Genomic DNA, 23549 nt, shown 5'->3' with positions numbered 1-23549 from the left:
GATTGTTCCTAATCTTCGTCGTCGCCCTCGGCCCGCGCGTCGCGACGCCAATAGGCCGTTACCAGGTGCCGATCGCGGCCCAGGCCCCACTCCTTGCGCACGATCTTGCGTATCTCCCGGAAGTCGGTGAACTCGCATCCGGCCCAGACGTAGAGGCTATCGGCAAGCGTCATGTGGCTGCGCTCGCGCAGGGCGGCCGGCAGCAGGCCGGCGGTGCCGGCCGGGCGGTCGTGCCGGTAAAGCCAGGTGATGTCGATGTTGTCGCCTTGCGCCAGCGCGATGCGGTCTTCAGGGCCGTCGACCTCGATGAGCGCCTCGACGCGGGTTGACGGCCGCAGTTCCTCCAGAATCCGGCCAATTGCCGGCAGCGCGGTGTCGTCGCCGACCAGCAGCAGGGTTTGCGCCGTCGGCGTCTCGCCGCCGCTTGGTCCGACCACGCCGATGACGTCTCCCGCCACCGCGTTCTGCGCGAATGTGGCGGCGGGCGTGTCATGGCCGGGGTGCAGCACGAAGTCGACATCGAGCCAACCGCTTGTCGGATCCACCGCCCGGATCGTGTAGATGCGCACGGTGAGCGCATCCTCACCGGCAGGCCACACAAGCAGGCCGTCGGCGCCCATCGAGGGCCAAACGGGCGGCCTGCCCCGCGGCGGCAGCAGCAGCCGGATGTGCAGGCCGCCATGGGTAAACCGGCCAAGATCATCACCTGCAAAGCGCAGGCGCTGCATGTGCGGAGAAATCCGCGTTGAGGAGACCACCGTGATTTCGCGGAAGAAGATCGGGGTGCCGGTGTCGCGGCCATCGCCTTGCCAGCGCAGTCCGCTCGTCGTTCCGAGATGCTGCGCGACGTGGCCGGCGACCGTCATCTTCATGTAGGAGAGGCAGGTTTCGTCTATAGCCGAGACGCGGATCAGCATGGAGTCGCCCTCGAGTGCCGCGCTCAGCGAACCGTAGTACAGGCGAAGTTCCCATCGATCGGCAACACCGGTCTCGACCTCGAATTCGCTGTGCTCGGTGCGCAGCCGGTCCATCACCGACCTGATCGCCGCATCGCTGATCCGGGTTTGCGCTCGCAGTTGGTCCATCGTTCGCGTCCTTCGAAACGGTTTGAAGCAATAGGCCGCGAGACGGCCGCGCCGGCAGCGGCATGCCATAGACGTTCCGAAGTTTCCACAGAAACTTGAATCGCTAAGTCATGTTATATGCTGAACCGCTACGTCCCGTTGGCGGCCAGGTCCGGCCTTCGGCCTGTTGGAAGGTCACGCACGTCGGCGACGACGTCAGGCGGAACGTGGTCCGGAACGCCCGCTGTCGGCATGGCTCTCGGTACTGCTTGCCTCCGGCTGGCCGCTCCTGTATGAAAACCGCCATGAACACGCGCGCCACCACCGCTTCCCGTCGGACCGGCTTTGCCGGCGAGACCGTGCGCGCGCTTGCCTCGACGCTGCTTCTTCTCGGCCTTATCGGCGATCGCCGGGTTCGCTGAAGGAGCGCCCGGCGGTCGAGCCGCCGCGCAAGCGCATGCTCCTTGGCAGTCACATCAAGCGAACGAAAAACTGGTAAAAGGCGCCACTCGCCACCCATCCGCCTGAGGGCGGATTCGAGGGTCGCCGGGAGAAACGACGATGAACGCACGAGAAGAAATCCGCGTAAGCGAGGCCCCGGCGGGCCAGCAGAACGGCGGCATGCCGGATGCCGCCCGCAAGTACCAACCCTACCCAATCGTCGGCCTCACCGACCGGACCTGGCCCTCGAAAGTGATCGACAAGGCGCCCATCTGGTGCTCGGTCGACCTGCGTGACGGCAACCAGGCGCTGATCGACCCGATGGGCCACGAACGCAAGGCGCGCATGTTCGCGCTGCTGCTCGACATGGGTTTCAAGGAGATCGAGATCGGCTTCCCTTCGGCCTCGCAGACCGATTTCGACTTCGCCCGCTGGTGTATCGAAGAGGGCAGCGTACCGGCCGACGTTTCGCTTCAGGTTCTGGTGCAGTGCCGGCCCGAACTGATCACCCGCACCTTCGAAGCGCTCAGAGGCGCCACCAACCCGATCGTGCATTTCTACAATTCGACCAGCGAGCTGCAGCGCCGCGTCGTCTTCGAGAAGGACGTCGCCGGCATCAAGCGCATCGCCACCGATGCCGCCAAGATGATCACCGACATGGCAGCCAATGCCGGCGGCGGCTACCGTTTCGAATACTCGCCCGAAAGCTTCACCGGCACCGAGCTCGAAGTGGCGCTGGAGATCTGCAACGCGGTCACCGAGATCGTGAAGCCGACGCCTGACAACAAGCTCATCATCAACCTGCCGTCGACCGTCGAGATGTCGACGCCCAATATCTATGCCGACCGCATCGAGTGGATGTGCCGCAATCTCGACAGACGCGAGAACCTGATCATTTCGCTGCACCCGCATAATGACCGTGGCACCGGCATCGCCACCACCGAGCTCGGCCTGATGGCCGGAGCCGATCGCGTCGAAGGCACGCTGTTCGGCAATGGCGAGCGCACCGGCAATGTCGACATCGTCACGCTGGCGCTCAACATGTACACGCAAGGCGTCGATCCGGAGCTGGACTGCTCCGATATCAACCGGATGAAGGATGTCTACGAATATTCGAACCAGCTGAAGATTCCCGAGCGCCATCCCTATGTGGGCGAACTCGTCTACACCGCCTTTTCCGGCTCGCACCAGGATGCCATCAACAAGGGTATGAAGGCGCTGAAGAAGGCCAACACGCCAGTGTGGGAGGTTCCCTATCTGCCGATCGACCCGGCCGACGTCGGCCGCAGCTACGAAGCCATCATCCGCATCAACTCGCAGTCCGGCAAGGGCGGCATCGCCTATGTGCTGCAGGCGGATTACGGGCTCAACCTGCCGCGCAACTTGCAGATCGAGTTCAGCCAGGCAATCCAGGCGATCACCGATGCCGAAGGCAAGGAAGTGCCGGCCAGGCGCATCTATGAGAGCTTCCTCGATACCTACGTCGACCAGCCCGGCGCCAGGCTGAAATTCCTCGATCACCACACCTATCCGGACACCGAGGTAAAGGGCCGACGCGTTATCGAGGCGGTCATTCTCGACAACGGCAAGGAGAGGACGATATCAGGCACAGGCACAGGCCCGATCGACGGCTTCGTCGATGCGCTGTCGCGCCATGTCGGCGTCGATATGTCGGTGCTCGACTATTCCGAGCACTCAATGCAGCGCGGTTCGAACGCCTCGGCCATTTCCTATGTCGAAATGGAATATCCCGACGGCAAGCTGTTCGGCGCCGGCATCAACACCAATATCGTCGCTGCCTCGCTGGAGGCCGTGGTGTCCGCCGCAAACCGGATCATCGGCAAAAGAGCCGGTTGATACGGGGCCTGGAACGACATCGGGACCATCGTCATTTGGCGATTGGTTCCGACCTTTGTGTCATTAACCACCGGGAAATTATCCGGTGGGGTACGCGATCGCATAATACGTGTATCCTTGTACGGTGGTGCGGTAACGATATGATCGCGCCTCAACCTGTGCCGACTTCGAGAGGATCGACACTTGCAGCATGCCACGCCTGCCGCCCCCGCAGTGCGCGAGACACTGGAGCGACTGCTTGCCAGCGAAACGTTCGGAAGATCCGAGCGCGCGCGCAAACTGCTTCGCTATCTCGTCGAGCGAGAGCAGGCCGGGGAGGCCGACAGGCTCAAGGGCTTTTCCATCGCCATGGATGTTTTCGGCAAGGACGGCGATTTCGATCCGTCCACCGATGCCGTCGTGCGGGTGCAGGCAGGCCGGCTGCGCGAACTGCTGCAACATTATTTCGCCAATGAAGGCATCGCCGAGCCGGTCCGCATAGCCATTCCGCGCGGCGGCTACGTCCCGGCCTACGAACTCAATGCGATCCGCTTGCCGCAAGCAGCGGAAGCCGTCAGCCACGCAGGGCCGACAGCCGCCCTGCCCGAACAGTCCGGTGCCGCCGATGACGCCGCACCCATGGCGGCCTTGCCCGGCCAGGTTCCCGCAGTTGGGCTCTCAGTGACGCGCCATCTCAGGTTCTTCTGGATGGCGATCGCGGTGGTCATCGCCATGTTGGGCGTTCTGATCCTGCGCCAGGGCGGCGACGCCTTGGTGGCGGGAGGCGACATCCCGGCAACGATCGAGACCGGCGGCGAAACCGGCAGCATCACGCCGTCGCCCATGGTCGAAGCGCTGCCACTCGTCTACATCGCCCTCAAGGCCAACACCCCCAATGCCAGCCGTGTCGCCGCATCGCTGCGTGCCGGCCTGAGCGGCTTCGATACGATCGACTTCATCGGTCGCAGCAGCGTCAACAAGGCCAGTCCGGTCGCCGATGCGACGAGTTTCATTTTCGATATCCTGCCTGGACCAGACGCGGGTGACATTACAATCGAACTGCAAAGCTTGGCGTCCGGACGGGTGCTGTTGTCGCGCAACCTCACTGCCGCCGACAGCGCGCCAACCGTGGTCGAGGATCGCATAGCCAGCATTCTCAGCGCGGCACTTCCCGCTTCCGGAACCATCTACAATTACATCGAGCAGACCGGCGCGGAGACCGGCCTGACGCAGTGCCTGCTGCTCAACGACAAATACTATCTCGACCAGAACGCCAGGACTCACGAGACAGCCTATCGTTGCCTCGAAGCCCTTGCCAACAGCGGCGCGAAATCGTCGCTGGTTTATTCGGAACTCGCCTCACTGCATTTGGAGGCCGTGACCGACCATTATGCCTACCCGCCGGACGCAACGATCGAGAAGGCGATGACGTTTGCCCATCGCGCCGTGCAGATGGGGCCGACCAGCCCGTACGCACATCGCTCCTACGGCTACATCAATTCGCGTCTCGGCAATGCCGACGAGGCCTTGCGATGGATGCGCAAGGCCCATGATCTTAACCCCTACGATCTCGCCATGGCCGCCGCCTATGGCTATGGGCTGGTTTTCGCCGGCCGGTACGCCGAGGGAACACCTCTTCTGGCGCATGCCGTGGATGCCTCGAGCGGCCACCCGACCTGGTGGGACTTTGGGCTTTTCGCCGGGGAATTCATGCTGGGCGATACCAGCAAGGCCGCGATAGCCAGCACCGCTCTGAGAACCACCGCGGCGAAATCGCACTATCTCGCCGCCCGCCTGATCGGCGCCAAGATCGCCGGTCGGGACAACCAGGCACGCAGGCTGCTCGACGAACTGATAACCGAGTTTCCGAAATTCGCCGCCAATCCGCGCGCAACCTTCATCGACAGAAAATACCCCGCCGATCTGACCGAGCGGCTGGTCGACGCCTTACGTGCCGCGGGGCTCGTCAACGCGAGCTAGATGCGACACGCCTTAGGTCTTTGGCCTGCGCGTGCCGTTCTTCCAAACCGCGGTCACTTTTGGGCGGCATGCATCAACAGCACAAGCCGGCTTTGCTGTTGGGCCAATCGTCTAATCGCGAAAATTTTACTGGCGAATGCTCTGGACTAGGAGCAATCCAGCCACATTTCCATCGCGCCTTCCTGAATAAAGCCTCGAGCTTTCATGACTTCATCACTTTATGCCGACGAACGGGGTGTGGGTTCGAAGACCATCGTCCTGCTGCATGGTTTTGGCGGCAGCCACGATGTCTGGCGCGAGGTCATCTCCTTGCTGCCGTCTTCCGTACACACTCTGGCCTATGATCTGCCGGGGCACGGCCTGTCGCTCGACTTTCCGTCGGCCGGACCGGCCAAGGTCGCGGCAAACGCCATCCTTGCCGACCTCTCCGCACGCGCCATCAAGCGCGTCCATCTCGTCGGCCATTCGATGGGCGGAGCGGTTGCAGCGCTGATGGCGCTGGCGGAGCCGGCGAAAGTCGCCTCGCTAACGCTCCTGGCGCCAGGCGGTTTTGGCCCCGAAATCAATGGCCCCTTGTTGCGCCGCTTCGCCCGCGCACAGGACCTGGCCGAAGTCCAGGCCTGCCTCGCCGCCATGTCCGGCCCTGGAGCAACACCCCCGCTGCGCATCGCAGAAGTGTTGTGCGAAATGCGCGGCCGCCCCGGACAAAAGGAAAAGCTCGTCGAGATCGCGGCCGCCATGACCAGGGGCGATCGACAGAGCGTCATCCCACGCGAGCGGCTCGATACGCTGAACATGCCGGTCATGGTGGCGTGGGGATCGGATGACGCCGTGCTGCCCTTTACCCAGGTGGATGACCCGCCGGAGCGCTTCCATGTGCACCATGTGCTGGAGGCCGGCCATATGTTGGCCGAGGAAGCGCCCGATCTGATCGCCGAAATCATTCGCCGCAGCACCAATCGCCGCGTCAGCCCGCATCGCGTAAGGTTGTCCGCCGCGGCCAGCTGACATCTTCCCGGCCTGCGCCACCCGCGGCGGTACCCGGATGCCTTGATCTCGCCAGTGCATTTTGCCGGCGGCTGTGTTAACTCCATGTTAACCAAACCCGCGAGGCCACGCCCATGAAGGATGCAGGCGAAAAGATCATCGACCCGTCGAGAAAATTGTCCGATGCCATTCGCGATGTAAAGAATGCCTTTGCCGATCGCGACGACGTCGTCGTCGACATGCGCGAGGCGCATCGCATGCGGCTCGACCTTCTTGCCGCCGAACTCGCGCCCGTTTTTGCCGACGTTCCCGCCGACATGGACAGTTTCGACTTCGTGGTCTCGTCCGGCCTGCAGCCACGCCTGTGGATCGACGCCGTCAGCCATGTCGCCATGGGACGCGACCGCCGCACCTACAGGTTCCTGAAGGACACCCGCATCGGTCGCGTGGTGCTGGCTGAATCGAGCGAGATGAAGCCGGTGGCCGATTCCGTGACGCGCTATGTCGCCGAGCGGATCGTCGAACGCCAGAGAATGATGGAAGGTGGCGTCGAGGCTGCCGTTCCCGGCATGAAGCGGCACGTGGTGCCGGAAGCCGAGCCTCCTTTGCGATCGCCGCCGCGCAACAAGGGCTGGTCGGCCGTCCTGTCCGGCCTTGGCCTGATCGCCGCAGGCGCGCTGGTGGGACTGGCGGTTTCGATCGTTCTGTTCTGGGACCGTATCGTGGCGCTGGGGCTCAGCTTGCGGCCATAGCCGCTTGCGCCCCGAGCTCCAGCGTCTGCAGATCTGAAGGTGGTATCGCCGGCCCGGTCAGGCCGCGCCGCGTCAGGCGGATGCGCCAATCGCCTTTTTCACCGTCTATGTCGAACAGATTGTACTGCGCCGCCGGAGCCTTGCCGCCGGGGGCCTGGCCGGCCGCGGCGACGCCGACCACCGGGACCTTGGCGTCGCGCGGGCCGATCTGAAACAGCGACGGCAGATGTGAATGGCCATGCAGGACGAGCTCGGCACCGTGCCGGCGAATGATTTTATGGAAGCGGGCGATGCCGAACAGCCGCTTGTGCTGCGGGACGGCGCCCCGCACCGGCGGATGATGGATCATGATCGCACGGAACAATCCTTGCTTCGCCGTCGCATCAAGCATTTTGCGCAGCCGCTCGGCCTGGCCTTCCATGAAGAAGCCGTTGGCCATGAAGGGTGCCGTGGCACGCGCCGTGGTGATGCCGATCAACGCGACATTGCCGCGCACGCGCAGATAGGGAAACGAATTGCGATCGACCGGACTGTTGACGCCGTCGCCCGTCATCCATGCCGCCCAGGACCGGCACACCTTGTCGAAGGCGCCAGGCACATAGGCGTCATGATTTCCCGGGACCACCGACACGTCATGCGGCGAGCCGAGCGTCTCCAGCCAGTGCTTGGCCATCTCGATCTCGCCGTCGAGTGCCAGGTTGACGAGGTCCCCGGTGACCGCGAGGTGATCGGGCGCGCTGGCCTTGATATCGGCCACGATGGTGTCGATGACGGCGTCGTGCATGTGCCGGCGGCGGTTGCGCTGCCAGTTGACGTAGCCCAGCACCCGCTTGGAGGCGAGATCGCGATAGGTTACTTCAGGGAGTGGCCCCAAATGGATATCGGAAATATGCGCGAGCCTGAACATTTCTCCTTCATAGGCGACGCGCACGCGGCTTTCCACCCACGGTTTCGCGACTGATGACGACCGATCCCGAGAGCACTTTGCGCCAGACCGGCTGGCCGGGACTGCGAGCCAGGCTGTTCCATCTCTACTTCGTGCTGCGGCGGCCAATGACGCTTGGCGTGCGCGGGCTCATCCACGAAACGGCATCCAACTCCCTCTTCCTCATCCGCCACACCTATGTGCCGGGCTGGCAGCTTCCCGGTGGCGGAGTCGAGATCGGCGAGACGATGGCCGAAGCGCTGACGCGCGAACTGGCGGAAGAGGGCAATATCACGCTGACCGCTCCGCCGGTGCTGCGCTCGATGCATTTCAACCGCCGCGCCAGCCGCCGCGACCATGTCGGCTTGTATTTGATCGAAAAATTCAGCCAGACGGCCCCGAAACTGCCGGACCGCGAGATCGCCGAGGCCGGTTTCTTTCCCCTCGACCGTTTGCCGCAGGGCACGACGCCGGCAACGCTCCGGCGCATCGCCGAGGTTTTGGGCGGGAAGCCGCCGTCACCCTACTGGTAGTTCAGGCAGCCGCCTTGGCGAACCGTGCCCTGTCATGCCGCGCGCCGTAATCAAGTTCCGGTCCCACAGGCACGATGCGCGTCGGGTTGATCATTTCGTGGCTGCCGTAATAGTGCGACTTGATATGATTGAGGTTCACCGTGCCGGCTACGCCCGGCACCTGGTAAAGATCGCGTAGATAGTTCGATAGGTTCGGATAGTCGGCGATGCGGCGCCGATTGCATTTGAAATGGCCGACATAGACCGGATCGAAGCGCACCAGCGTGGTGAACAGCCGCCAGTCGGCTTCGGTGATTCGCCCGCCGACGAGATAGCGCTGGTTCGACAGCCGATGCTCCAGCGTGTCGAGCGCGGCGAACAACTCCCCGAACGCTTGCTCGTAGGCGGCCTGCGTGGTGGCGAAGCCAGCGCGATAGACACCGTTGTTGATGGCGGGATAAACCAGCGCATTGACCGCGTCGATCTCGCCGCGTAGCGCCTGCGGATAGAAGTCGAGATTGGGGTCACCCCAAGCGTCGAAAGCTGAATTCAGCATCCGGATGATTTCAGAGGATTCGTTGGAGACGATGGTCTCATCCTTTTTATCCCACAGCACCGGTACTGTAACCCGGCCGGAATAGTTGGGGTCGGCTCTGGTGTAGATCTGGTGCAGGAAATCCAGGCCGTAGAGCGTGTCACCTGTGGCTCCGTCCTGCGCCAGGAACGTCCAGCCATCGGCGCCCATGAAATGATGGACGACGGACACGGAGATGATGCCTTCAAGCTTCTTCAGCGCTCGGAAGATCAGCGTTCGGTGCGCCCAGGGGCAGGCAAGCGAGACATAGAGGTGATAGCGACCGGGCTCCGCCTTGAAGCCGCGGCCGCGGCCTTCGGCAGGCGCCCCGTCACGAGTGATCCAGTCGCGCCATTGCGACTGCGCCCGCACGAATTTGCCGCCGCTGCCTTTGGTGTCGTACCAGCGGTCCTGCCATTTACCTTCGACCAGCAATCCCATCGCTTGTCCTTTCCTGTCTGAGACATGATGTAGGGCTTCAAGCCGTTGCGTGGAATCATCGGGCGCTGAACAGATCGTCAAGCACGTCGCGGCGCCCGTTGCTCTCTACTTGCAAACCGCCGATTGCAGCGGCGGGAAATTGATGCTAGCGGACACTCCGCATGTTCGATTTTGCTTTGATCCGGTTCGACCGACGACGAAAGGGCGCCCACGCTTGATAAAGCGCTGATTGGCGGATGCTGCCGTTTGCAGCAAACCTTTCCTCCTGTACCGGATGCAAAGACCATGAGCCTTGCCGACGTAGAATACCTGCCGGAAACTCCGGCGCATGACCCTCAGATCGAAGCCATCAATGACGAAGCCTTCGGGCCAGGCCGTTTTGTGCTGGCCGCCTACAAGATCCGCGAGGCCGGCGGGCATGAACGCGCGCTGTCCTTCGTGGCCATGGACGGCGATCTCGTGGTCGCATCGGTTCGCATGACCCGCATCGCCGCAGGCGCCGGACGCGCGCTGATGCTTGGGCCGCTCGCGGTGCGGCCGGCCTTCAAGAATCTCGGCATCGGCCGCCGGCTGGTGGCGATCGCGCTGGAAGCTGCCGCCAAGGCCCGCGCGCCCGCCGTCATGCTGGTCGGCGACGAGCCTTATTATGGACCGCTCGGCTTCAAGCGGATCCCGCGCGGCCAGATATCGATGCCACGTCCCGTCGATCTCGACAGGCTGCTGTCGCACGAGATCATGCCGGGCGCGGTTGCAAGGCTCACGGGCGAGGTCTGCCATGCCGACCAGGCCAGGGTCGCCGAGCACTTCGCCGCGATGGCTTGACCATTCGCGCCGATTGCGCGCCTGATCCATGCCTGACTCTCATGTGAAAGGATGACGCCATGAATCCGAGCGGCGAGGTCGCGGTTGTTACCGGCGGCGGCTCCGGCCTTGGCGAGGCGACGGCGCGCGCGCTGGCCGCCAGGGGCGCCCGCGTCGCCATCTTGGATGTCGGTTTCGATCGGGCGGCCAAGGTGGCGGCCGAGATCGGCGGCATCGCTGTCCAATGCGATGTCGGCAGCGCCGACAGCGGTGTTGCCGCGCTTGCCGAGGTCACGGCCAGGCTTGGCGAACCGCGCATCCTGGTCAATTGCGCCGGCATTGCCATCGGGGTGAAGACGATCGGCAAGGATGGTCCCCATCCGCTCGATCAGTACCGCAAGGTGATCGAAGTCAATCTGATCGGCACTTTCAACATGATCCGCCTCGTCGCCGACCGCGCCGCAAAGCTCGAGCCGTTGCAGGGCGGCGAGCGCGGCGTCATCGTCAACACCGCATCCGTCGCCGCCTATGACGGCCAGATCGGTCAGGCCGCCTATTCGGCATCCAAGGGCGGGGTCGTCGGCATGACGCTGCCGGTGGCGCGCGATCTTGCCCGTTCCGGCATCCGGGTCTGCACCATCGCACCCGGCATATTCAGGACGCCGATGATGGCCGGCATGCCGCAGGAGGTGCAGGATTCGCTGGGTGGCGCGGTGCCCTTCCCCTCGCGCCTCGGCGAGCCGTCGGAATATGCGGCCCTTGCCTTGCACATCATCGAGAACCAGATGCTCAACGGCGAGACCATTCGTCTCGATGGCGCCATTCGCATGGCTCCGAAGTAGCACTTGCCAGCCTGGCGCCATCGTCTGATAAGTGGAATGGATAAATCAACTTAGCAGGGCGAGCATTTGGCCGATCGAACGAAGGACGTGATCCGCGAGACCGACGCCGAGGCGATCCAGCTGGCCAAGACGCTCATGCGCTGTGCCCGCTTCGGCGCCCTGGCGGTGCTGGAGCCGCAAACGGGTTCGCCGCTGGCCAGCCGGGTCGGTGTCGCCACCGACATCGACGGCACGCCGCTGATCCTGGTGTCGGATCTTTCGGCCCATACGCCTGCCATTCTTGCGGACCCGCGCTGTTCGCTGCTGCTCGGCGAGCCGGGCAAGGGCGACCCGCTCGCGCATCCCCGGTTGACGCTGATCTGCCGGGCAGCGCGGATCGAGCGTGGATCGGACGCGCATGCACGCGCCGAACGCCGCTATCTCAACCACAACCCGAAGGCCCGCCTCTATGCCGGCCTCGGCGACTTCTCGATCTTCCGTCTCGAACCGCAGCGCGCCAGCCTGAACGGCGGCTTCGGCAAGGCCTACCTGCTCGATCGCAGCGATCTCATCACCGACGGGCCGATCGTCGAGGAACTGGCAGCCAGCGAGCAATCCGCGATCGACCACATGAATGCGGACCATCTCGATGCCGTCGCCCTCTACGCGCATCATTTTGCCAGGGCATCCGGTGACGGCTGGATCATCGCCGGATTCGATGCCGACGGCATGGATCTGGCATCTGGCGACGATGCCAGCAGGGTCTTCTTTCCGCAGCCCTTGGTGACGGCGCACGAGTTGAGGCACGTCTTGGTCGACATGGCCAAGAGCGGCCGGGCGGCAACGTCGGCAAATAACCGCACTTAAATTACGTTTGATCAAAAGCAACGCTTGAGATTTGAACGAAATGTTCTACCCTTTGGCTGTGGCGCTGACTCGTGGCGACCATTCACAACTGAATTTATGGATTCAGGCACCATTGCCCCCATGGTGCCTCGATGAGCAAAGAGCATGGGGGATCGATGATCTCGACAAAGCTAATCGCCAACGCCGGATCGGCGGCCGAATTTCTGATGCTGATGGGCAACGAAAAACGGCTTTTGATCATGAGTTATCTGATCGACGGTGAAATGTCGGTCGGAGCCATCGCCGAGAAGGTGATGCTCAGCCAGTCCGCCCTGTCGCAGCATTTGGCAAAGTTGCGGGCGCTGGACCTTGTGGACACCCGCCGCGACCGCCAGATGATCTACTACTCCTGCAAATCCGACGCTGTGCGCGAACTGCTTGCCACGCTCGACGGCATTTTCGGCAGCGGCAAGGATGATCTGTCCCAGATGGCACAAAGGCTGCGCCGCGCCGGAACTTGAACGGCTGGTCGCGTAAACGTTTACGCCACCAGCGGCCTTCGGCAATGTGCGTCCATCCTGGGCGCGCAAAATACACTTTGACACTGCATCCGCGCATCGTGTTCTTGGCAACCGATTCCGATTGTCAGCCGAGGCTCAGATGATCCTTGTCCACATCGACGATCCGCGGGACCCGCGCGTCGCCGCCTATCTCGACATCCGCGAGCGTGACCTCGCCGGTCGACAGGGCCGCTTCATTGCCGAGGGCAAGGTCGTGCTCGACATGCTGCTGTCGGCCGCGCGCTTCCGCGCCGAATCGGTGCTGGTTCTGGAGAACCGGTTGGCCGGCCTCGAAGAAATCCTGCACAAGGCATCTCCTGACCTGCCGGTCTATGTCGCCGCCGGAGCTGTGATGGATGCCATTGCCGGGTTTCACATGCATCGCGGCATTCTTGCCATTGGTCGCAAGGAGGCGCCCCAGCCGGCCGAGGCCCTGCTGGACGGCTTGCCTGCCCAAGCATTGATCGTGGTGCTCGTGGGCATCGCCAACCATGACAACATGGGCTCGATTTTCCGCAACGCCGCCGCGTTCGGCGCCAACGCGATCCTTTTGGATGCGACCTGCTGCGATCCGCTCTATCGCAAGGCGATCCGCGTTTCGGTCGGCGCGGCCTTGAAGGTTCCGTTCGCCTCGTTCAGCGACACCGCGCGGTTCGCCGCGACGCTCGACCGGCGTGGCTTTACCCAATTTGCGCTGTCGCCACGCGGGACATCAGACATACGCGATGCAAAGCCGGCCGAACGCCTGGCACTCTACCTCGGGACTGAGGGCCAAGGTCTGCCCGAAAGCCTGCTCGCCCGTCTCAATACTGTTCGGATCAACATGTCGGAAGGCTTCGACAGCCTGAACGTAGCGGCGGCGTCCGCCATCGCCCTGCATCATTTCTGCGCCGGCGGTGCCTGAATTCAATCTGCCGCAGCCGCCTTCTGTAACGCCCGCACGCGGTCGGCAAGGCTGCGGCCGCCGCTGTTCGGACGCGCATCCTGCGGCGCCTCTAGCGCCTTGGCGATCGGCGACCCCGGCCCTTCGAGCTTGGCTGTCAAGTGGACGACCTCCGCCGCCAGGTCATTCATCTGTTCGCGCAACATGGAACTTGCGTGGCGTGTATCGCCCTGCGGGCTGGCGGCCTCGGCGGCGGACAGATCCGCCTTCAGCCGCTTGTTCTCGCGTGCCAGTGCCGTAAGTCTGGCCTCCAGTCGCTCACGGTCGGCGTCGAGCCTGGCGATCGCCTTTTCGACGTCGTCGCGCCTGTCCGCCTGTACCTGCCCGCCGATCAACCGCAAGGCCGACGCGCCGTCCTCGGCCTTCGCTTTTTCGCGCTGCCGCGCCAGATCTTTCTCGCGGCGTTCGAGCTTCTCCTCTCGGTCGGCAAGCGTGGCGAGCAGCCGCTCGACTTTCTTGTCCAGTTCGGCGGTTTTTTTCTTCTCGGCCTTCAGCGCCTCACGCGCGGCCTTGCTTTCGGCCGCGATCTCCTGGTTGCGCCTGTCCGCCTCCTTGCGCTGGCCGCGCAGCAGCGCGATATCGCTGGCGAGCTTCTGCAACTCGGATTCGCGCGCCACGAGTTCGATCTGGCGGCTGCTGGAGGAGAAGCTGGCGTCGTCATACATGCGTTCCAGCTTCTCAAGCTCAAGCGCGCGTTTCTCCAGTTGGCGTTCGGTCTCCTTGAGCCGCTCGGACAGCCGGTGCAGTTCATCCTCGCGCTGGTGCAGCGCCGCGTTCTTGGCGGCCAGTTCATCGAGCACCTGGTTCTTGTCCATGCGCTCCACTGCCAGCCCCTTCAGGGCCTCGCGGCCGCGATTGATCTCGATGAGCTGCTCGGTCGACTTCTCGCGCAACGCCTTGACGTTCATCTCGAGGCGGCGCGTCGCCATGGCGAACTCCGCCCGGATCCGGTCCTTGTCGGCCCCGATTTCGGCTTGCGTCAGCGGGATCGAGGCTTCGATGCGTTTGCGCGTCAGGGCGACCGCCCGCCGCCAGATGGCCGGAGCCACCATCAGCGCCAGAAAGCCGGCGCAGAGAAAGCCGAGAGCAAAGAACAGGACCGACTGAACCAAGTGACTATCCGTTATCGCGCGCCGACATGCAACAATGCGATGATCAAAAGCCGGTCGCGACCTTTGATCGTTACTCTGTTGGCATGACGGAAATCCGGCGCTGCGGCAAGGGCTCGCCGCGGCGCATGTAGGTCATCGGATCTGGATTCTCATCGAAAGCGTATACACATTCCGGTCGTGACCTCGGGTCAGAACGGATTCCACGTCGCCCGTTCGGTAAGCTTCAGGTAGCCGAGATTGACGCCAAGCCGGGCGCCGACGCCGGTGCGGATCGGCACCAGCAGCACATTGTTGTTCTTCAGCACGTTGAATCCGACGCCCGCCACCACATAGGCCGAGCCGGCGACGCCGCCATAACGGTTGTAGAGATTGCCGACGTCATCGAGATTATAGACGAGCATCATCACCCGCGACCCCTCGCCGCCGAAATCCCAGCCAAGCGACGGGCCTTGCCAGAACACTTTATGGTCGCCGGCATTCTTGGTGTAGAGCGTGCCTTCGCCATAGGTCAGGCCGCCGATGAGCGCGCCGGATCCCTCCTCGCCAAGCAGATAGCCATTGGGCAAACCATAGGAAGCAAAAATCTTCTCCACGACTGTGGCAAGGCCGCCCGATGTCGCGCCGAAGAACTTGTGACCGGAATCGACAATCTCCTGAGCGGTGTACTCCTGGGCCCGCAGGGCCGATGTCGAGAAGACGAGAACGCCCATGAGCGTGATCGCCATTGAGAGGACACGGAGAAAACTCCGGCCGTAGAATCGGGAAAACATGCTTCCAATCTCCGTCAGGGAGCACTTTCGCCGACGCCTCGCACCCGTACGGCTCTTTAGGCGGCCGTTAAGGATGGCTGTTAGGGGCAAACTATGCCGTAATCCTTTTTCAACCATTAAACTCGCACATGAAGATGGCGGTTCGAAGGCTGTTGGGGTCGTTCATACAGGCAAGCAGCCTGCGTGAACGCGCCATAGGCCCCAACGGCGATTTTGGGTTTGTTGCTGCACGCACGGGCGCTGTGTATTCAGAAAGCTAGGGAAGAGAGCGTGATTCGTGTGGGCAGGCGACGATCGATCGCGCGGCCATGATTTATGGGATTTTGCAGGGATTTTCGCCGATGTCCGATCTTTTCACCCTTTCCGCACCCGATCTGGCGGCACTTTTGTGCAGCCGGGTCTGCCACGACATCATCTCGCCTGTCGGCGCGATCAACAACGGGCTTGAACTGCTCGATGAAGGCGGAGCCGACGAGGACGCCATGAAGCTGATCCGCCAGAGCGCCCGCAACGCCTCGGCGCGCCTGCAGTTCGCCCGCATCGCCTTCGGCGCGGCTGGTTCCGCCGGCATGCTGATCGACACCGGCGATGCCGAAGCCGTCGCTATCGCCTTCCTCAAGAACGAGAAGCCGGAACTCACCTGGAATGGAACCCGTGCACTGTTGCCCAAGAACAAGGTCAAGCTGCTGCTCAACCTGATACTGGTCGCCAACGCCGCCATTCCACGCGGCGGCAAGCTTTCGGTGACGCTGGAGAATCTCGAGACCGAGCCTCGCTTCGCGCTTTCGGCGAGCGGCCCCATGTTGCGGGTGCCACCGAAATTCCTCGAACTGCATTCCGGCCACAAGCCGGACGAACCGATCGACGCGCATTCGGTGCAGCCTTACTATACGCTGCTTCTGGCGCGGGAGGCCAATATGACCATATCGATCCATGCGACCGCGGAAGAGATTGTGCTTTCGGCGGCCTGAGATTCACGCAAACCAGCAGCAAAGTATTTCAGCGCTGTAATATTGGTTGAATGGACCAGCGGCGAAAGATGAACTTCGCCTGACGGCGCGGGCCAAAGCATCTGCAAGAAAAAGCTTGCAAACCGGCATCTTTGCAAAAATTTTACCTAATGGCTTTTCGGCTTCTTTACCAGATCGGCCTATGCTGTGCCGCAGATACCCGACGCGACCGGATTGCCACAAGGCAAAGAGGACCCGGAAATGAAACGCTGCATGTTCGTCGACGATTCCAGCGTCATCAGGAAAGTTGCGAAGCGCATCCTGGGCGGCTCCGACATGATGGTCATCGAAGCCGCCAGCGGGCTTGACGCACTGGAAATGTGCGCCGCCGATATGCCTGATATCATCGTCGTCGACGGTGCACTGCCGGATGTACAGGCGGTCGACCTGATCCGGCGCGTGCGCGCCATGGAAAGCCCGACCAAGCCGCAGATCCTGATCTCGCTGGTCGAACTGGACATCGCCTCGATCATGCGAGCCAAGCGCGCCGGCGCCCAAGGGTATCTGTTGAAGCCGTTCAACCGCCCGCAGCTACTCGAGCGCTTTCGCACCCTGAAGATCGCTGCCTGATCCATTGGATCACGGTTACCACTGGTCTGTGACGCAAAAACCCGGCTGTCGCCGGGTTTTTGTCTGGAATTTCGATCGGCCGTCGCTCAGGCGCTGACGCGGATGTCTTCCGGTTCGCGCAGCACATAGCCGCGGCCCCAGACCGTCTCGATATAATTCTGGCCGCCGGACGCAGCATCGAGCTTCTTGCGCAGCTTGCAGATGAAGACGTCGATGATCTTCAGTTCCGGCTCGTCCATGCCGCCATAGAGGTGGTTAAGGAACATTTCCTTGGTGAGCGTGGTGCCCTTGCGCAGCGAGAGCAGCTCCAGCATCTGGTATTCCTTGCCGGTAAGGTGCACGCGCTGGCCGCCGACTTCGACGGTCTTGGCATCGAGATTGACCACCAGGTCGCCGGTGGTGATGACCGATTGGGCATGTCCCTTCGAACGGCGCACGATGGCATGGATGCGCGCCACCAGCTCGTCCTTGTGGAAGGGCTTGGTCATGTAATCGTCTGCGCCGAAGCCGAGGCCGCGCACCTTGTCCTCGATGCCGGCCATGCCGGAAAGGATGAGGATCGGCGTCTTGACCTTGGAAAGACGAAGCGTTCTCAAGACCTCGTAGCCGGACATATCGGGCAGGTTGAGGTCGAGAAGGATGATGTCGTAGTCGTAGAGCTTGCCCAGATCGACACCCTCTTCGCCGAGGTCGGTCGTATAGACATTGAAGCTTTCCGATTTCAGCATCAGCTCGATGCTTTGTGCGGTTGCACTGTCATCTTCTATCAGCAGAACACGCATTTCATTCCCCTTTTCTGCTGCCGGACCATCTTGCGACCCGTCCGGGACCGGAGCAGTGATTGCCTGGTGCAGAGGCTGCCATGGAATGGTTAACAAAACCTAATTCCGCGTCGATGACGGTACCAGATTTTTTAACCACTTTCTACACCCTCTTGAATTTAATAATGAATCACAGGACCAAACCGCTAAGGCAACACATTAAAAACCTGGACTAAGTGACTCCAGGGACTCATCGACATCGCTTCCATGTCGCCCGCCGGATTTTTACCCGGCCTTAAGTCCTGACCCGTATGATTAACAATGCCCGTAAACGAATGGTTACCGCCGGCAAAAAACTTTAGGGTTTTGTTTCCCATAGGGCGGGGAAAGCCGGTGGACACGGGCAGCGCTTGGGCCTTTCCAAGTGGGTTGGACGATATGTGCAGGTGTGCGTTTCCGGGAGTACCGAATCATGAAGTCACGTGAAAACCTCGTTCGGCTGAAACAGTTTCAGGTGAATGAGAAGCGGCGGCAACTGCTGCAGCTCGACATGATGATCGCCGAATTCGAACGCATGGCCGCCGAGCTGGAGCTTCAGATCAGCGCCGAGGAAAAGAAGGCCGGTATCACCGACATCAATCATTTCGCCTATCCGACCTTCGCCAAGGCGGCCCGTTTGCGCCGCGACAACCTCAGAAATTCGCAAGGCGACCTCGCCCAGCAGCGAAGCGCCGCCGAATCATTACTCGGCGAAGCTGAAGCGGAGCTTTCCAAGGCGGAGATGCTCGAATCGCGCGACACCAAGATTCGCGAGGCCGAAACAGGCGGTCGCAGCGCGATGATCGGCTGAATCGCCCGATATCCGCGTCTTTGAGCACGTCCAAGCGGGCGCGCAACGCGTTGGACGAGCGCTAAGCGGCCCACTTCCCTTCATTCACGGCCGCAGCCCGCGCCCGGGCCTCCTTGATGTCGGGAACGTGTTGTTCCGACCAGGACCTGATCTGGTTGAGCAATCCCGCCAGACTCTGGCCAAGTTCGGTCAACTCATATTCCACCCGAGGCGGGACGACCGCAAACACCTCGCGCCGCACCAGGCCGTCGCGCTCGAGCACGCGCAACGTCTGCGTCAGCATCTTCGGCGTGACGCCTTCGAGCTTGCGGGCAAGCTCGCCATTACGCTGCCGGCCTTTGCGCAGCGCACAGACAACTAGGTAAACCCACTTGCTGGCCAGCGTCTCCAGCACCGTGTGCGAAGGACAGGTCCGCCGGAACGCATCATAGCCGAAGGGGGAGTCGAGATCGCTATCCATACGGAGAGTATATATCAAAAAGGTACATACTAGACAAGAGACTATTACTCTCCAAATGATAGTGAGGCCGGTCAATCAGGAGAAATCTTATGCGTGCCATTATCCAGAATTCCGTCGGCGGACCCGATGTCCTCGTCATCGCCGAGCGCCCGGCGCCCTCGCCCAACGCCGGCGAAGTGCTGGTCCGCATCAAGGCGGCCGGCATCAATCCGGTCGATGGCGCCGTGCGCGCCGGCTATTACCCGCTGCTCGGCGAACCACCCTTCATCCTCGGCTGGGACCTTTCGGGAACCGTCGAGGCGCTGGGGCCTGGTGTCAGCGGCCTCAATCCGGGTGACGCGGTGTTCGGCATGCCGCGCTTCCCAAAGCAGGCGGCAGCCTATGCTGAACTGGCCGCCGTGCCCGCCGATGAAATCGCGCGCAAGCCCGGGCACGCCGATTACATCCAGGCAGGCGCATTGCCGCTGGCCGGCCTCACCGCCTGGCAAGGCCTCGTGCGTCATGGCGCGCTGAAAGCCGGCCAGCGGGTGCTGGTCCACGCCGCGGCCGGCGGCGTCGGCCATCTGGCGGTGCAGGTCGCCAAGGCGGGCGGCGCTTGGGTTGCCGCCACCGCCAGCATGGAAAAGTTGGATTTCGTCCGCAAGCTCGGCGCCGACGAAGTCATCGACTACACCAAGGATGATTTTACCGACAAGGCGAAGGACATCGACCTGGTGCTCGAGACGGTGGGCGGCGAGCACGCCCATCAATCGTTGAAGGTGCTCAGGGACGGCGGCGTGCTTGTGTCACTGCTCGACGTCAGCGACAAGACCAGGGCGGACGCCAAGGCGCGAAGCATCCGCGTCGAACGCATGTCCGTTGTTCCCGACCGCGAAGGCCTTCTGGAACTTGGCAGGCTCGTCGATGCGGGAAAGCTTACCGTGCATGTGGCAAAGACCTTCCCGCTCGAACAGGCCGGCGCCGCCCACGCTTTTCTCGCCAGCAAGCCGGTCGGCAAGGTGGTGCTGACGGTCTGAAACGGATGCAAATACTGTTAAAAAACCAAAAAGGCGCGAACTTCGCGCCTTTTTGCAGATCCTCGACCGTCAGTGCCGGTATTGCTGGATGCGCGTCGTGCGCAGCCCGGCGAGGCCGTATTCGTCGATCGAGGCCTGCCAGGACAGGAACTCCTCGGTGGTCAGCTTGTAGCGCTGGCATGCCTCCTCGAGGCTCAAAAGCCCGCCGCGCACCGCCGCAACCACTTCCGCCTTGCGCCGGATAACCCAGCGACGTGTATTCGTCGGCGGCAGATCGGCAATTGTGAGAGGGCTGCCGTCAGGCCCGATAACATATTTGACTCGCGGTCTAACCAGATCGGTCATCGTACTCTCTACAAAAAACTCAAAGACCCAATCCCCGCCACGTTACCGCCACAGCTTTAAAAATTGCCTAAGCAGACCCTAACAGCTAGGTAATGATCATGAACGCCGCGTTAGTCTTTTCGCAAGCATTTGAATTATCTGCCGGGAAGCCCCGGAATCGGTCGAAAAATCTGCGTGTGCACTGCACCGGCAGCCGCCCGCAGATCGGTGTCCTAAGCTGGCGCAGTCGCCAAGCTTGACCTATATTCGCGTCATTGGCATGCAAGCGCCGCGCAGAACGAAAGAACCATGAACAGCCTCGATCTCCCCGGACGTCCCGAAAACACCCGTATCGTCGTCGCCATGTCGGGTGGCGTGGATTCGTCCGTTGTCGCGGGTCTCTTGAAGCGCGAAGGCTATGATGTCGTCGGCGTCACCTTGCAGCTTTACGATCATGGCGCCGCGACGCACCGGGCCGGGTCCTGCTGTGCCGGACAGGATATCGACGACGCCCGCCGCGTTTCCGAGACGCTCGGCATCCCGCATTATGTGCTCGACTACGAAGAGCGCTTCCGCAAGGCGGTCATCGATCCCTTCGCTGAGAGCTATGTCGCCGGCGAGACGCCGATCCCTTGCGTTTCCTGCAACCAGACGGTGAAGTTCGCTGACCTGCTGGCCACCGCCAAGGATCTCGGCGCCGATGCGCTGGCCACAGGCCACTACATCCGCTCTGGCGCCAATGGCGACCATCGCGCGCTCTACAGGCCGGTCGACGCCGATCGCGACCAGAGCTATTTCCTCTTCGCCACCACGCAGGCGCAGATCGACTATCTGCGCTTTCCGCTCGGCGGCCTGTCGAAGCCGCAGGTTCGCGCCATTGCCGAGGAGATGGGCCTGACAGTGGCCGCCAAGCAGGACAGCCAGGACATCTGCTTCGTGCCGCAGGGCAAATATTCCGACATCATTGCCAAGCTGAAGCCGACGGCCGCGAATCCGGGTGACATCGTTCATATCGACGGCCGGGTGCTCGGCCGCCATGAAGGCATTCTGCGCTACACGATCGGCCAGCGCCGTGGCATCGGCGTGGCCTCCGGCGAGCCGCTTTATGTCGTCCATCTCGACGCTGAGCGCGCCCGCGTCGTGGTCGGGCCGCGCGAAGCGCTGGAAACGCACAAGATCTACCTGCGCAACATGAACTGGCTGGGTGATGGCGCGCTGGCCGACATGCCCGCCGGCGGGCTGGAACTGTTCGCCAAGGTGCGCTCGACCAGGCCGCCGCGCCCGGCGGTACTGCGTCACGAGGCGGGCGTCACGTCGGTCGAATTGGCCGATGGCGAGTCCGGCATCGCGCCCGGACAGGCATGCGTGCTCTATTCCGACGATGGCAACGAGGCCCGCGTCTTCGGCGGCGGCTTCATCGAACGCTCCGAGCGCGGCGCCGAGGCCGAGGCGATGTTGAGCCGGCTTGCCGTCTTACCGGAGCAGGTCCCCGCCGAATAGGCAAGGACCTCGCCGCCGCAGCGACGCGGCCCGGCTTCTTCAGGAATTGGATTTGGTGTGCGTGACCGTGCCCGCGGTGAGGATGCGCAGGACCCGGATTGCCTCCTCGCCGCTGGTGCGCGGTTCGGCCCGCGTTTCGATGCAATGGATGAAGTGCTCGAGTTCGCGCGTCAGCGGCATGCCTTGGCCAACCGCGACATAGGAGGGCTCATTGGTGGTGAACGCCCATTGGCCGCTGTCCTGCCAGACCGCGTGGCGATAGACGGCGAGCTTGCGCTCCCACGGTTCGACATCGTCGAAGACAGCCATTGCCTTGGTGCCCACCACCGTCAGCCGACGCTCGCGGTAAGGGTTCAGTCGCGAGGCAAAGAGATGGCTGCGCAAGCCGTTGGGAAAGCGCATGTGCAGATGGGCGAAGTCGCTGAGATTGTCGAGCAGCGCCGCTCCTTCGCCGCGCACCTCGATCGGCTCGGTGCCGGTGATGGCCAGGATCATCGACAGGTCATGCGGCGCCAGATCCCATAGCGCATCGTTCTCGGTGTGGAATTTGCCGAGACCGAGCCGGTGCGAATGGATGTAGCGGACCTCGCCGAGCTCGCCCTTGTCGATCAGCCCCTTCAGCGTCTCGAACGCGGGATGGAAGCGCAAGACGTGGCCGACCATGAAGACGCGGCCCTTGTCCTTCGCCGCCTGCACCGAGCGCTCGGCATCGGCAACCGTCAACGCGATCGGCTTCTCCACCAGCACGTCCTTGCCGCTTTCGGTGGCGCGCACCGCCATCTCGGCATGAAATTGCGGCGGCAGCGCCATGACGATGGCGTCGATGTCATTGCGGACGAACAACTGGTCCGGTTCGATCGCGAGGCAGTCCTGTTCGCTGGCAAAGCCCTCGGCGCGGGCACGGTTGGTATCGGAGACCGCGTGCAGCGCGCCGAGCGCCTTGAGGGTGCGGATGTGGTTGGAGCCCCAGTATCCGCAACCGAGGACTGCAATGCGCGGCTTCATCTGTTCTCAAACTCTAAAAACTCGTGGCCGAGACATAGCGACGTGCCTCTTCGAACTCAACCCCGGCGGCTGCAACCAATTATCGGCGCGGCAAAGCTTTTCAGCCGAGAGAATAAGCGCTCTGGCCGAGCGGTTCGAAGCTTGACAGGCTCACCCTCCCAACCTTATATCCGCGCGACCTTGGCGAACGCCTCGAAATGCCTTGCGATTTAAGGCGGATTTCGGGCCTTTCGCCGCCCTGGCGGGGTAGCTCAGTTGGTTAGAGCACGGGAATCATAATCCTGGGGTCGGGGGTTCAAGTCCCTCTCCCGCTACCACCTTTCACCATGTACAACCCGGAGACATAGGTAACGTATTGTACCTAAGACATGGGTGACAATCTCGTGCCGAACGGATTGTCGATGGTCTGCAAGGTCCTCTGTTCCAGATCGATATAGCCGAGATCATAGTGCATGAAGGAGACGAGCCAAATGCCTTCGTCCACTTCCTTGATGCCGAGCTTTTGGCCTGCCAGCACATGCGAGATATTGATGCGCTTGCGATGCATGCAGATGCGACCGCAGTGGGTAACGAGAACATCGCGGTCATGGAATGGGTAGTGCACCTCGTGCAGGCAAAAGGCAGGCCGTTGTCGGAGCGTATGGCGGTGGGCAGGCCGCGCTCCTTGAACAGTCGCGCGAAGACCTGG

Annotated in this window: 24 protein-coding genes, 1 tRNA gene and 1 pseudogene; 16 read left to right on the top strand and 10 right to left on the bottom strand. The window is 62.5% G+C overall.

The window, feature by feature from the left end; genetic code table 11:
* Nucleotides 1-8 precede the first annotated feature (8 nt).
* Nucleotides 9-1085, bottom strand: coding sequence for a siderophore-interacting protein (locus tag LB551_RS00130; protein WP_224657793.1), 1077 nt, complete (start codon nucleotides 1083-1085; stop codon nucleotides 9-11).
* Nucleotides 1086-1625: 540 nt separating this feature from the next.
* Here LB551_RS00130 and leuA point away from each other — a divergent pair.
* The 4 genes from leuA to LB551_RS00110 all read left to right on the top strand — a co-directional run bounded on the left by leuA (nucleotide 1626) and on the right by LB551_RS00110 (nucleotide 7060).
* Nucleotides 1626-3362, top strand: coding sequence for a 2-isopropylmalate synthase (leuA, locus tag LB551_RS00125; RefSeq protein ID WP_224657792.1), 1737 nt, complete (start codon nucleotides 1626-1628; stop codon nucleotides 3360-3362).
* A 183-nt stretch (nucleotides 3363-3545) separates the two neighbouring features.
* Nucleotides 3546-5321 carry a tetratricopeptide repeat protein gene (locus tag LB551_RS00120; RefSeq protein WP_224657791.1) on the top strand — a complete coding sequence of 592 codons (1776 nt, stop codon included), beginning with the start codon at nucleotides 3546-3548 and terminating at the stop codon, nucleotides 5319-5321.
* A 204-nt stretch (nucleotides 5322-5525) separates the two neighbouring features.
* Nucleotides 5526-6329, top strand: coding sequence for an alpha/beta fold hydrolase (locus tag LB551_RS00115; protein ID WP_224657790.1), 804 nt, complete (start codon nucleotides 5526-5528; stop codon nucleotides 6327-6329).
* Nucleotides 6330-6442: 113 nt separating this feature from the next.
* Nucleotides 6443-7060 (top strand): hypothetical protein, encoded by a 618-nt coding sequence (locus LB551_RS00110; RefSeq protein WP_224657789.1) that lies wholly within the window; start codon nucleotides 6443-6445, stop codon nucleotides 7058-7060.
* On the opposite strand, the gene LB551_RS00105 is transcribed toward LB551_RS00110, so the two are convergent.
* Nucleotides 7044-7967 carry a metallophosphoesterase family protein gene (locus tag LB551_RS00105; RefSeq protein ID WP_224658171.1) on the bottom strand — a complete coding sequence of 308 codons (924 nt, stop codon included), beginning with the start codon at nucleotides 7965-7967 and terminating at the stop codon, nucleotides 7044-7046. The two genes, LB551_RS00110 and LB551_RS00105, sit on opposite strands and share 17 nt — an antisense overlap.
* Before the next feature lie 53 nt (nucleotides 7968-8020).
* On the opposite strand from LB551_RS00105, the gene LB551_RS00100 reads away from it, so the two are divergent.
* Nucleotides 8021-8518, top strand: coding sequence for an NUDIX domain-containing protein (locus LB551_RS00100; protein ID WP_140549806.1), 498 nt, complete (start codon nucleotides 8021-8023; stop codon nucleotides 8516-8518).
* Nucleotide 8519: 1 nt separating this feature from the next.
* On the opposite strand, the gene LB551_RS00095 is transcribed toward LB551_RS00100, so the two are convergent.
* The gene (locus LB551_RS00095) at nucleotides 8520-9512 is read right to left on the bottom strand and encodes a glutathione S-transferase family protein (RefSeq protein WP_140549805.1); all 993 of its coding nucleotides are present in this window, start codon (nucleotides 9510-9512) and stop codon (nucleotides 8520-8522) included.
* Nucleotides 9513-9797: 285 nt separating this feature from the next.
* Here LB551_RS00095 and LB551_RS00090 point away from each other — a divergent pair, with 285 nt between their 5' ends.
* From LB551_RS00090 to LB551_RS00070, 5 genes are all read left to right on the top strand, one after another.
* The gene (locus tag LB551_RS00090) at nucleotides 9798-10334 is read left to right on the top strand and encodes a GNAT family N-acetyltransferase (RefSeq protein WP_140496094.1); all 537 of its coding nucleotides are present in this window, start codon (nucleotides 9798-9800) and stop codon (nucleotides 10332-10334) included.
* Nucleotides 10335-10393: 59 nt separating this feature from the next.
* Nucleotides 10394-11155 (top strand): 3-hydroxyacyl-CoA dehydrogenase, encoded by a 762-nt coding sequence (locus tag LB551_RS00085; RefSeq protein ID WP_224657788.1) that lies wholly within the window; start codon nucleotides 10394-10396, stop codon nucleotides 11153-11155.
* A gap of 66 nt (nucleotides 11156-11221) precedes the next feature.
* Entirely contained in the window at nucleotides 11222-12001 is a 780-nt protein-coding gene (locus LB551_RS00080; RefSeq protein ID WP_224657787.1) for a HugZ family protein, read from the top strand.
* Nucleotides 12002-12156: 155 nt separating this feature from the next.
* A complete protein-coding gene (locus tag LB551_RS00075; protein WP_140496438.1) occupies nucleotides 12157-12501 on the top strand; it encodes an ArsR/SmtB family transcription factor in 345 nt (114 codons plus the stop codon).
* A gap of 139 nt (nucleotides 12502-12640) precedes the next feature.
* Nucleotides 12641-13444, top strand: a complete 804-nt coding sequence (locus LB551_RS00070) for a TrmH family RNA methyltransferase (protein WP_224657786.1) — start codon at nucleotides 12641-12643, stop codon at nucleotides 13442-13444.
* Nucleotides 13445-13446: 2 nt separating this feature from the next.
* Here LB551_RS00070 and LB551_RS00065 read toward each other — a convergent pair whose 3' ends face one another.
* Together LB551_RS00065 and LB551_RS00060 are read right to left on the bottom strand one after the other, a co-directional pair.
* Nucleotides 13447-14595 carry a hypothetical protein gene (locus LB551_RS00065; protein WP_224657785.1) on the bottom strand — a complete coding sequence of 383 codons (1149 nt, stop codon included), beginning with the start codon at nucleotides 14593-14595 and terminating at the stop codon, nucleotides 13447-13449.
* 188 nt (nucleotides 14596-14783) lie between these two features.
* The gene (locus tag LB551_RS00060; protein WP_224518884.1) at nucleotides 14784-15320 is read right to left on the bottom strand and encodes a DUF1134 domain-containing protein; all 537 of its coding nucleotides are present in this window, start codon (nucleotides 15318-15320) and stop codon (nucleotides 14784-14786) included.
* Between the two features lie 386 nt (nucleotides 15321-15706).
* On the opposite strand from LB551_RS00060, the gene chpT reads away from it, so the two are divergent.
* Complete coding sequence (gene chpT, locus LB551_RS00055) at nucleotides 15707-16336, top strand: histidine phosphotransferase ChpT (protein WP_140549798.1); 630 nt, start codon at nucleotides 15707-15709, stop codon at nucleotides 16334-16336.
* Between the two features lie 240 nt (nucleotides 16337-16576).
* Nucleotides 16577-16945 carry a PleD family two-component system response regulator gene (locus LB551_RS00050; RefSeq protein WP_140496100.1) on the top strand — a complete coding sequence of 123 codons (369 nt, stop codon included), beginning with the start codon at nucleotides 16577-16579 and terminating at the stop codon, nucleotides 16943-16945.
* 86 nt (nucleotides 16946-17031) lie between these two features.
* Here LB551_RS00050 and ctrA read toward each other — a convergent pair whose 3' ends face one another.
* Entirely contained in the window at nucleotides 17032-17727 is a 696-nt protein-coding gene (gene ctrA, locus LB551_RS00045; RefSeq protein WP_006203583.1) for a response regulator transcription factor CtrA, read from the bottom strand.
* Nucleotides 17728-18178: 451 nt separating this feature from the next.
* Here ctrA and LB551_RS00040 point away from each other — a divergent pair, with 451 nt between their 5' ends.
* Nucleotides 18179-18556, top strand: a complete 378-nt coding sequence (locus LB551_RS00040; protein WP_140496101.1) for a flagellar export protein FliJ — start codon at nucleotides 18179-18181, stop codon at nucleotides 18554-18556.
* Between the two features lie 61 nt (nucleotides 18557-18617).
* Here the strand turns inward: LB551_RS00040 and LB551_RS00035 are convergent, their stop codons facing one another.
* Nucleotides 18618-19016, bottom strand: coding sequence for a winged helix-turn-helix transcriptional regulator (locus tag LB551_RS00035; RefSeq protein ID WP_224657784.1), 399 nt, complete (start codon nucleotides 19014-19016; stop codon nucleotides 18618-18620).
* An 89-nt stretch (nucleotides 19017-19105) separates the two neighbouring features.
* On the opposite strand from LB551_RS00035, the gene LB551_RS00030 reads away from it, so the two are divergent.
* Nucleotides 19106-20032 carry an NADP-dependent oxidoreductase gene (locus LB551_RS00030; protein WP_224657783.1) on the top strand — a complete coding sequence of 309 codons (927 nt, stop codon included), beginning with the start codon at nucleotides 19106-19108 and terminating at the stop codon, nucleotides 20030-20032.
* 69 nt (nucleotides 20033-20101) lie between these two features.
* Here the strand turns inward: LB551_RS00030 and LB551_RS00025 are convergent, their stop codons facing one another.
* Nucleotides 20102-20377, bottom strand: a complete 276-nt coding sequence (locus LB551_RS00025; protein WP_006203587.1) for a DUF1153 domain-containing protein — start codon at nucleotides 20375-20377, stop codon at nucleotides 20102-20104.
* 288 nt (nucleotides 20378-20665) lie between these two features.
* On the opposite strand from LB551_RS00025, the gene mnmA reads away from it, so the two are divergent.
* The gene (gene mnmA / locus LB551_RS00020; protein ID WP_224657782.1) at nucleotides 20666-21856 is read left to right on the top strand and encodes a tRNA 2-thiouridine(34) synthase MnmA; all 1191 of its coding nucleotides are present in this window, start codon (nucleotides 20666-20668) and stop codon (nucleotides 21854-21856) included.
* Nucleotides 21857-21895: 39 nt separating this feature from the next.
* Here the strand turns inward: mnmA and LB551_RS00015 are convergent, their stop codons facing one another.
* Entirely contained in the window at nucleotides 21896-22861 is a 966-nt protein-coding gene (locus tag LB551_RS00015) for a Gfo/Idh/MocA family protein (protein WP_224657781.1), read from the bottom strand.
* Nucleotides 22862-23101: 240 nt separating this feature from the next.
* On the opposite strand from LB551_RS00015, the gene LB551_RS00010 reads away from it, so the two are divergent.
* Nucleotides 23102-23178: transfer RNA gene (locus LB551_RS00010), tRNA-Met, on the top strand.
* Nucleotides 23179-23222: 44 nt separating this feature from the next.
* On the opposite strand, the pseudogene LB551_RS00005 reads toward LB551_RS00010, so the two are convergent.
* Nucleotides 23223-23549 (bottom strand): annotated as a pseudogene (locus tag LB551_RS00005) (integrase); the annotation flags it as partial.

The sequence above is a fragment of the Mesorhizobium sp. BR1-1-2 genome (assembly GCF_020165435.1).
In the GTDB taxonomy this organism is placed as follows: Bacteria; Pseudomonadota; Alphaproteobacteria; order Rhizobiales; family Rhizobiaceae; genus Mesorhizobium.
Note: the sequence above shows the minus strand (reverse complement) of the source record. Positions and strands in the feature narration are given on the sequence as shown.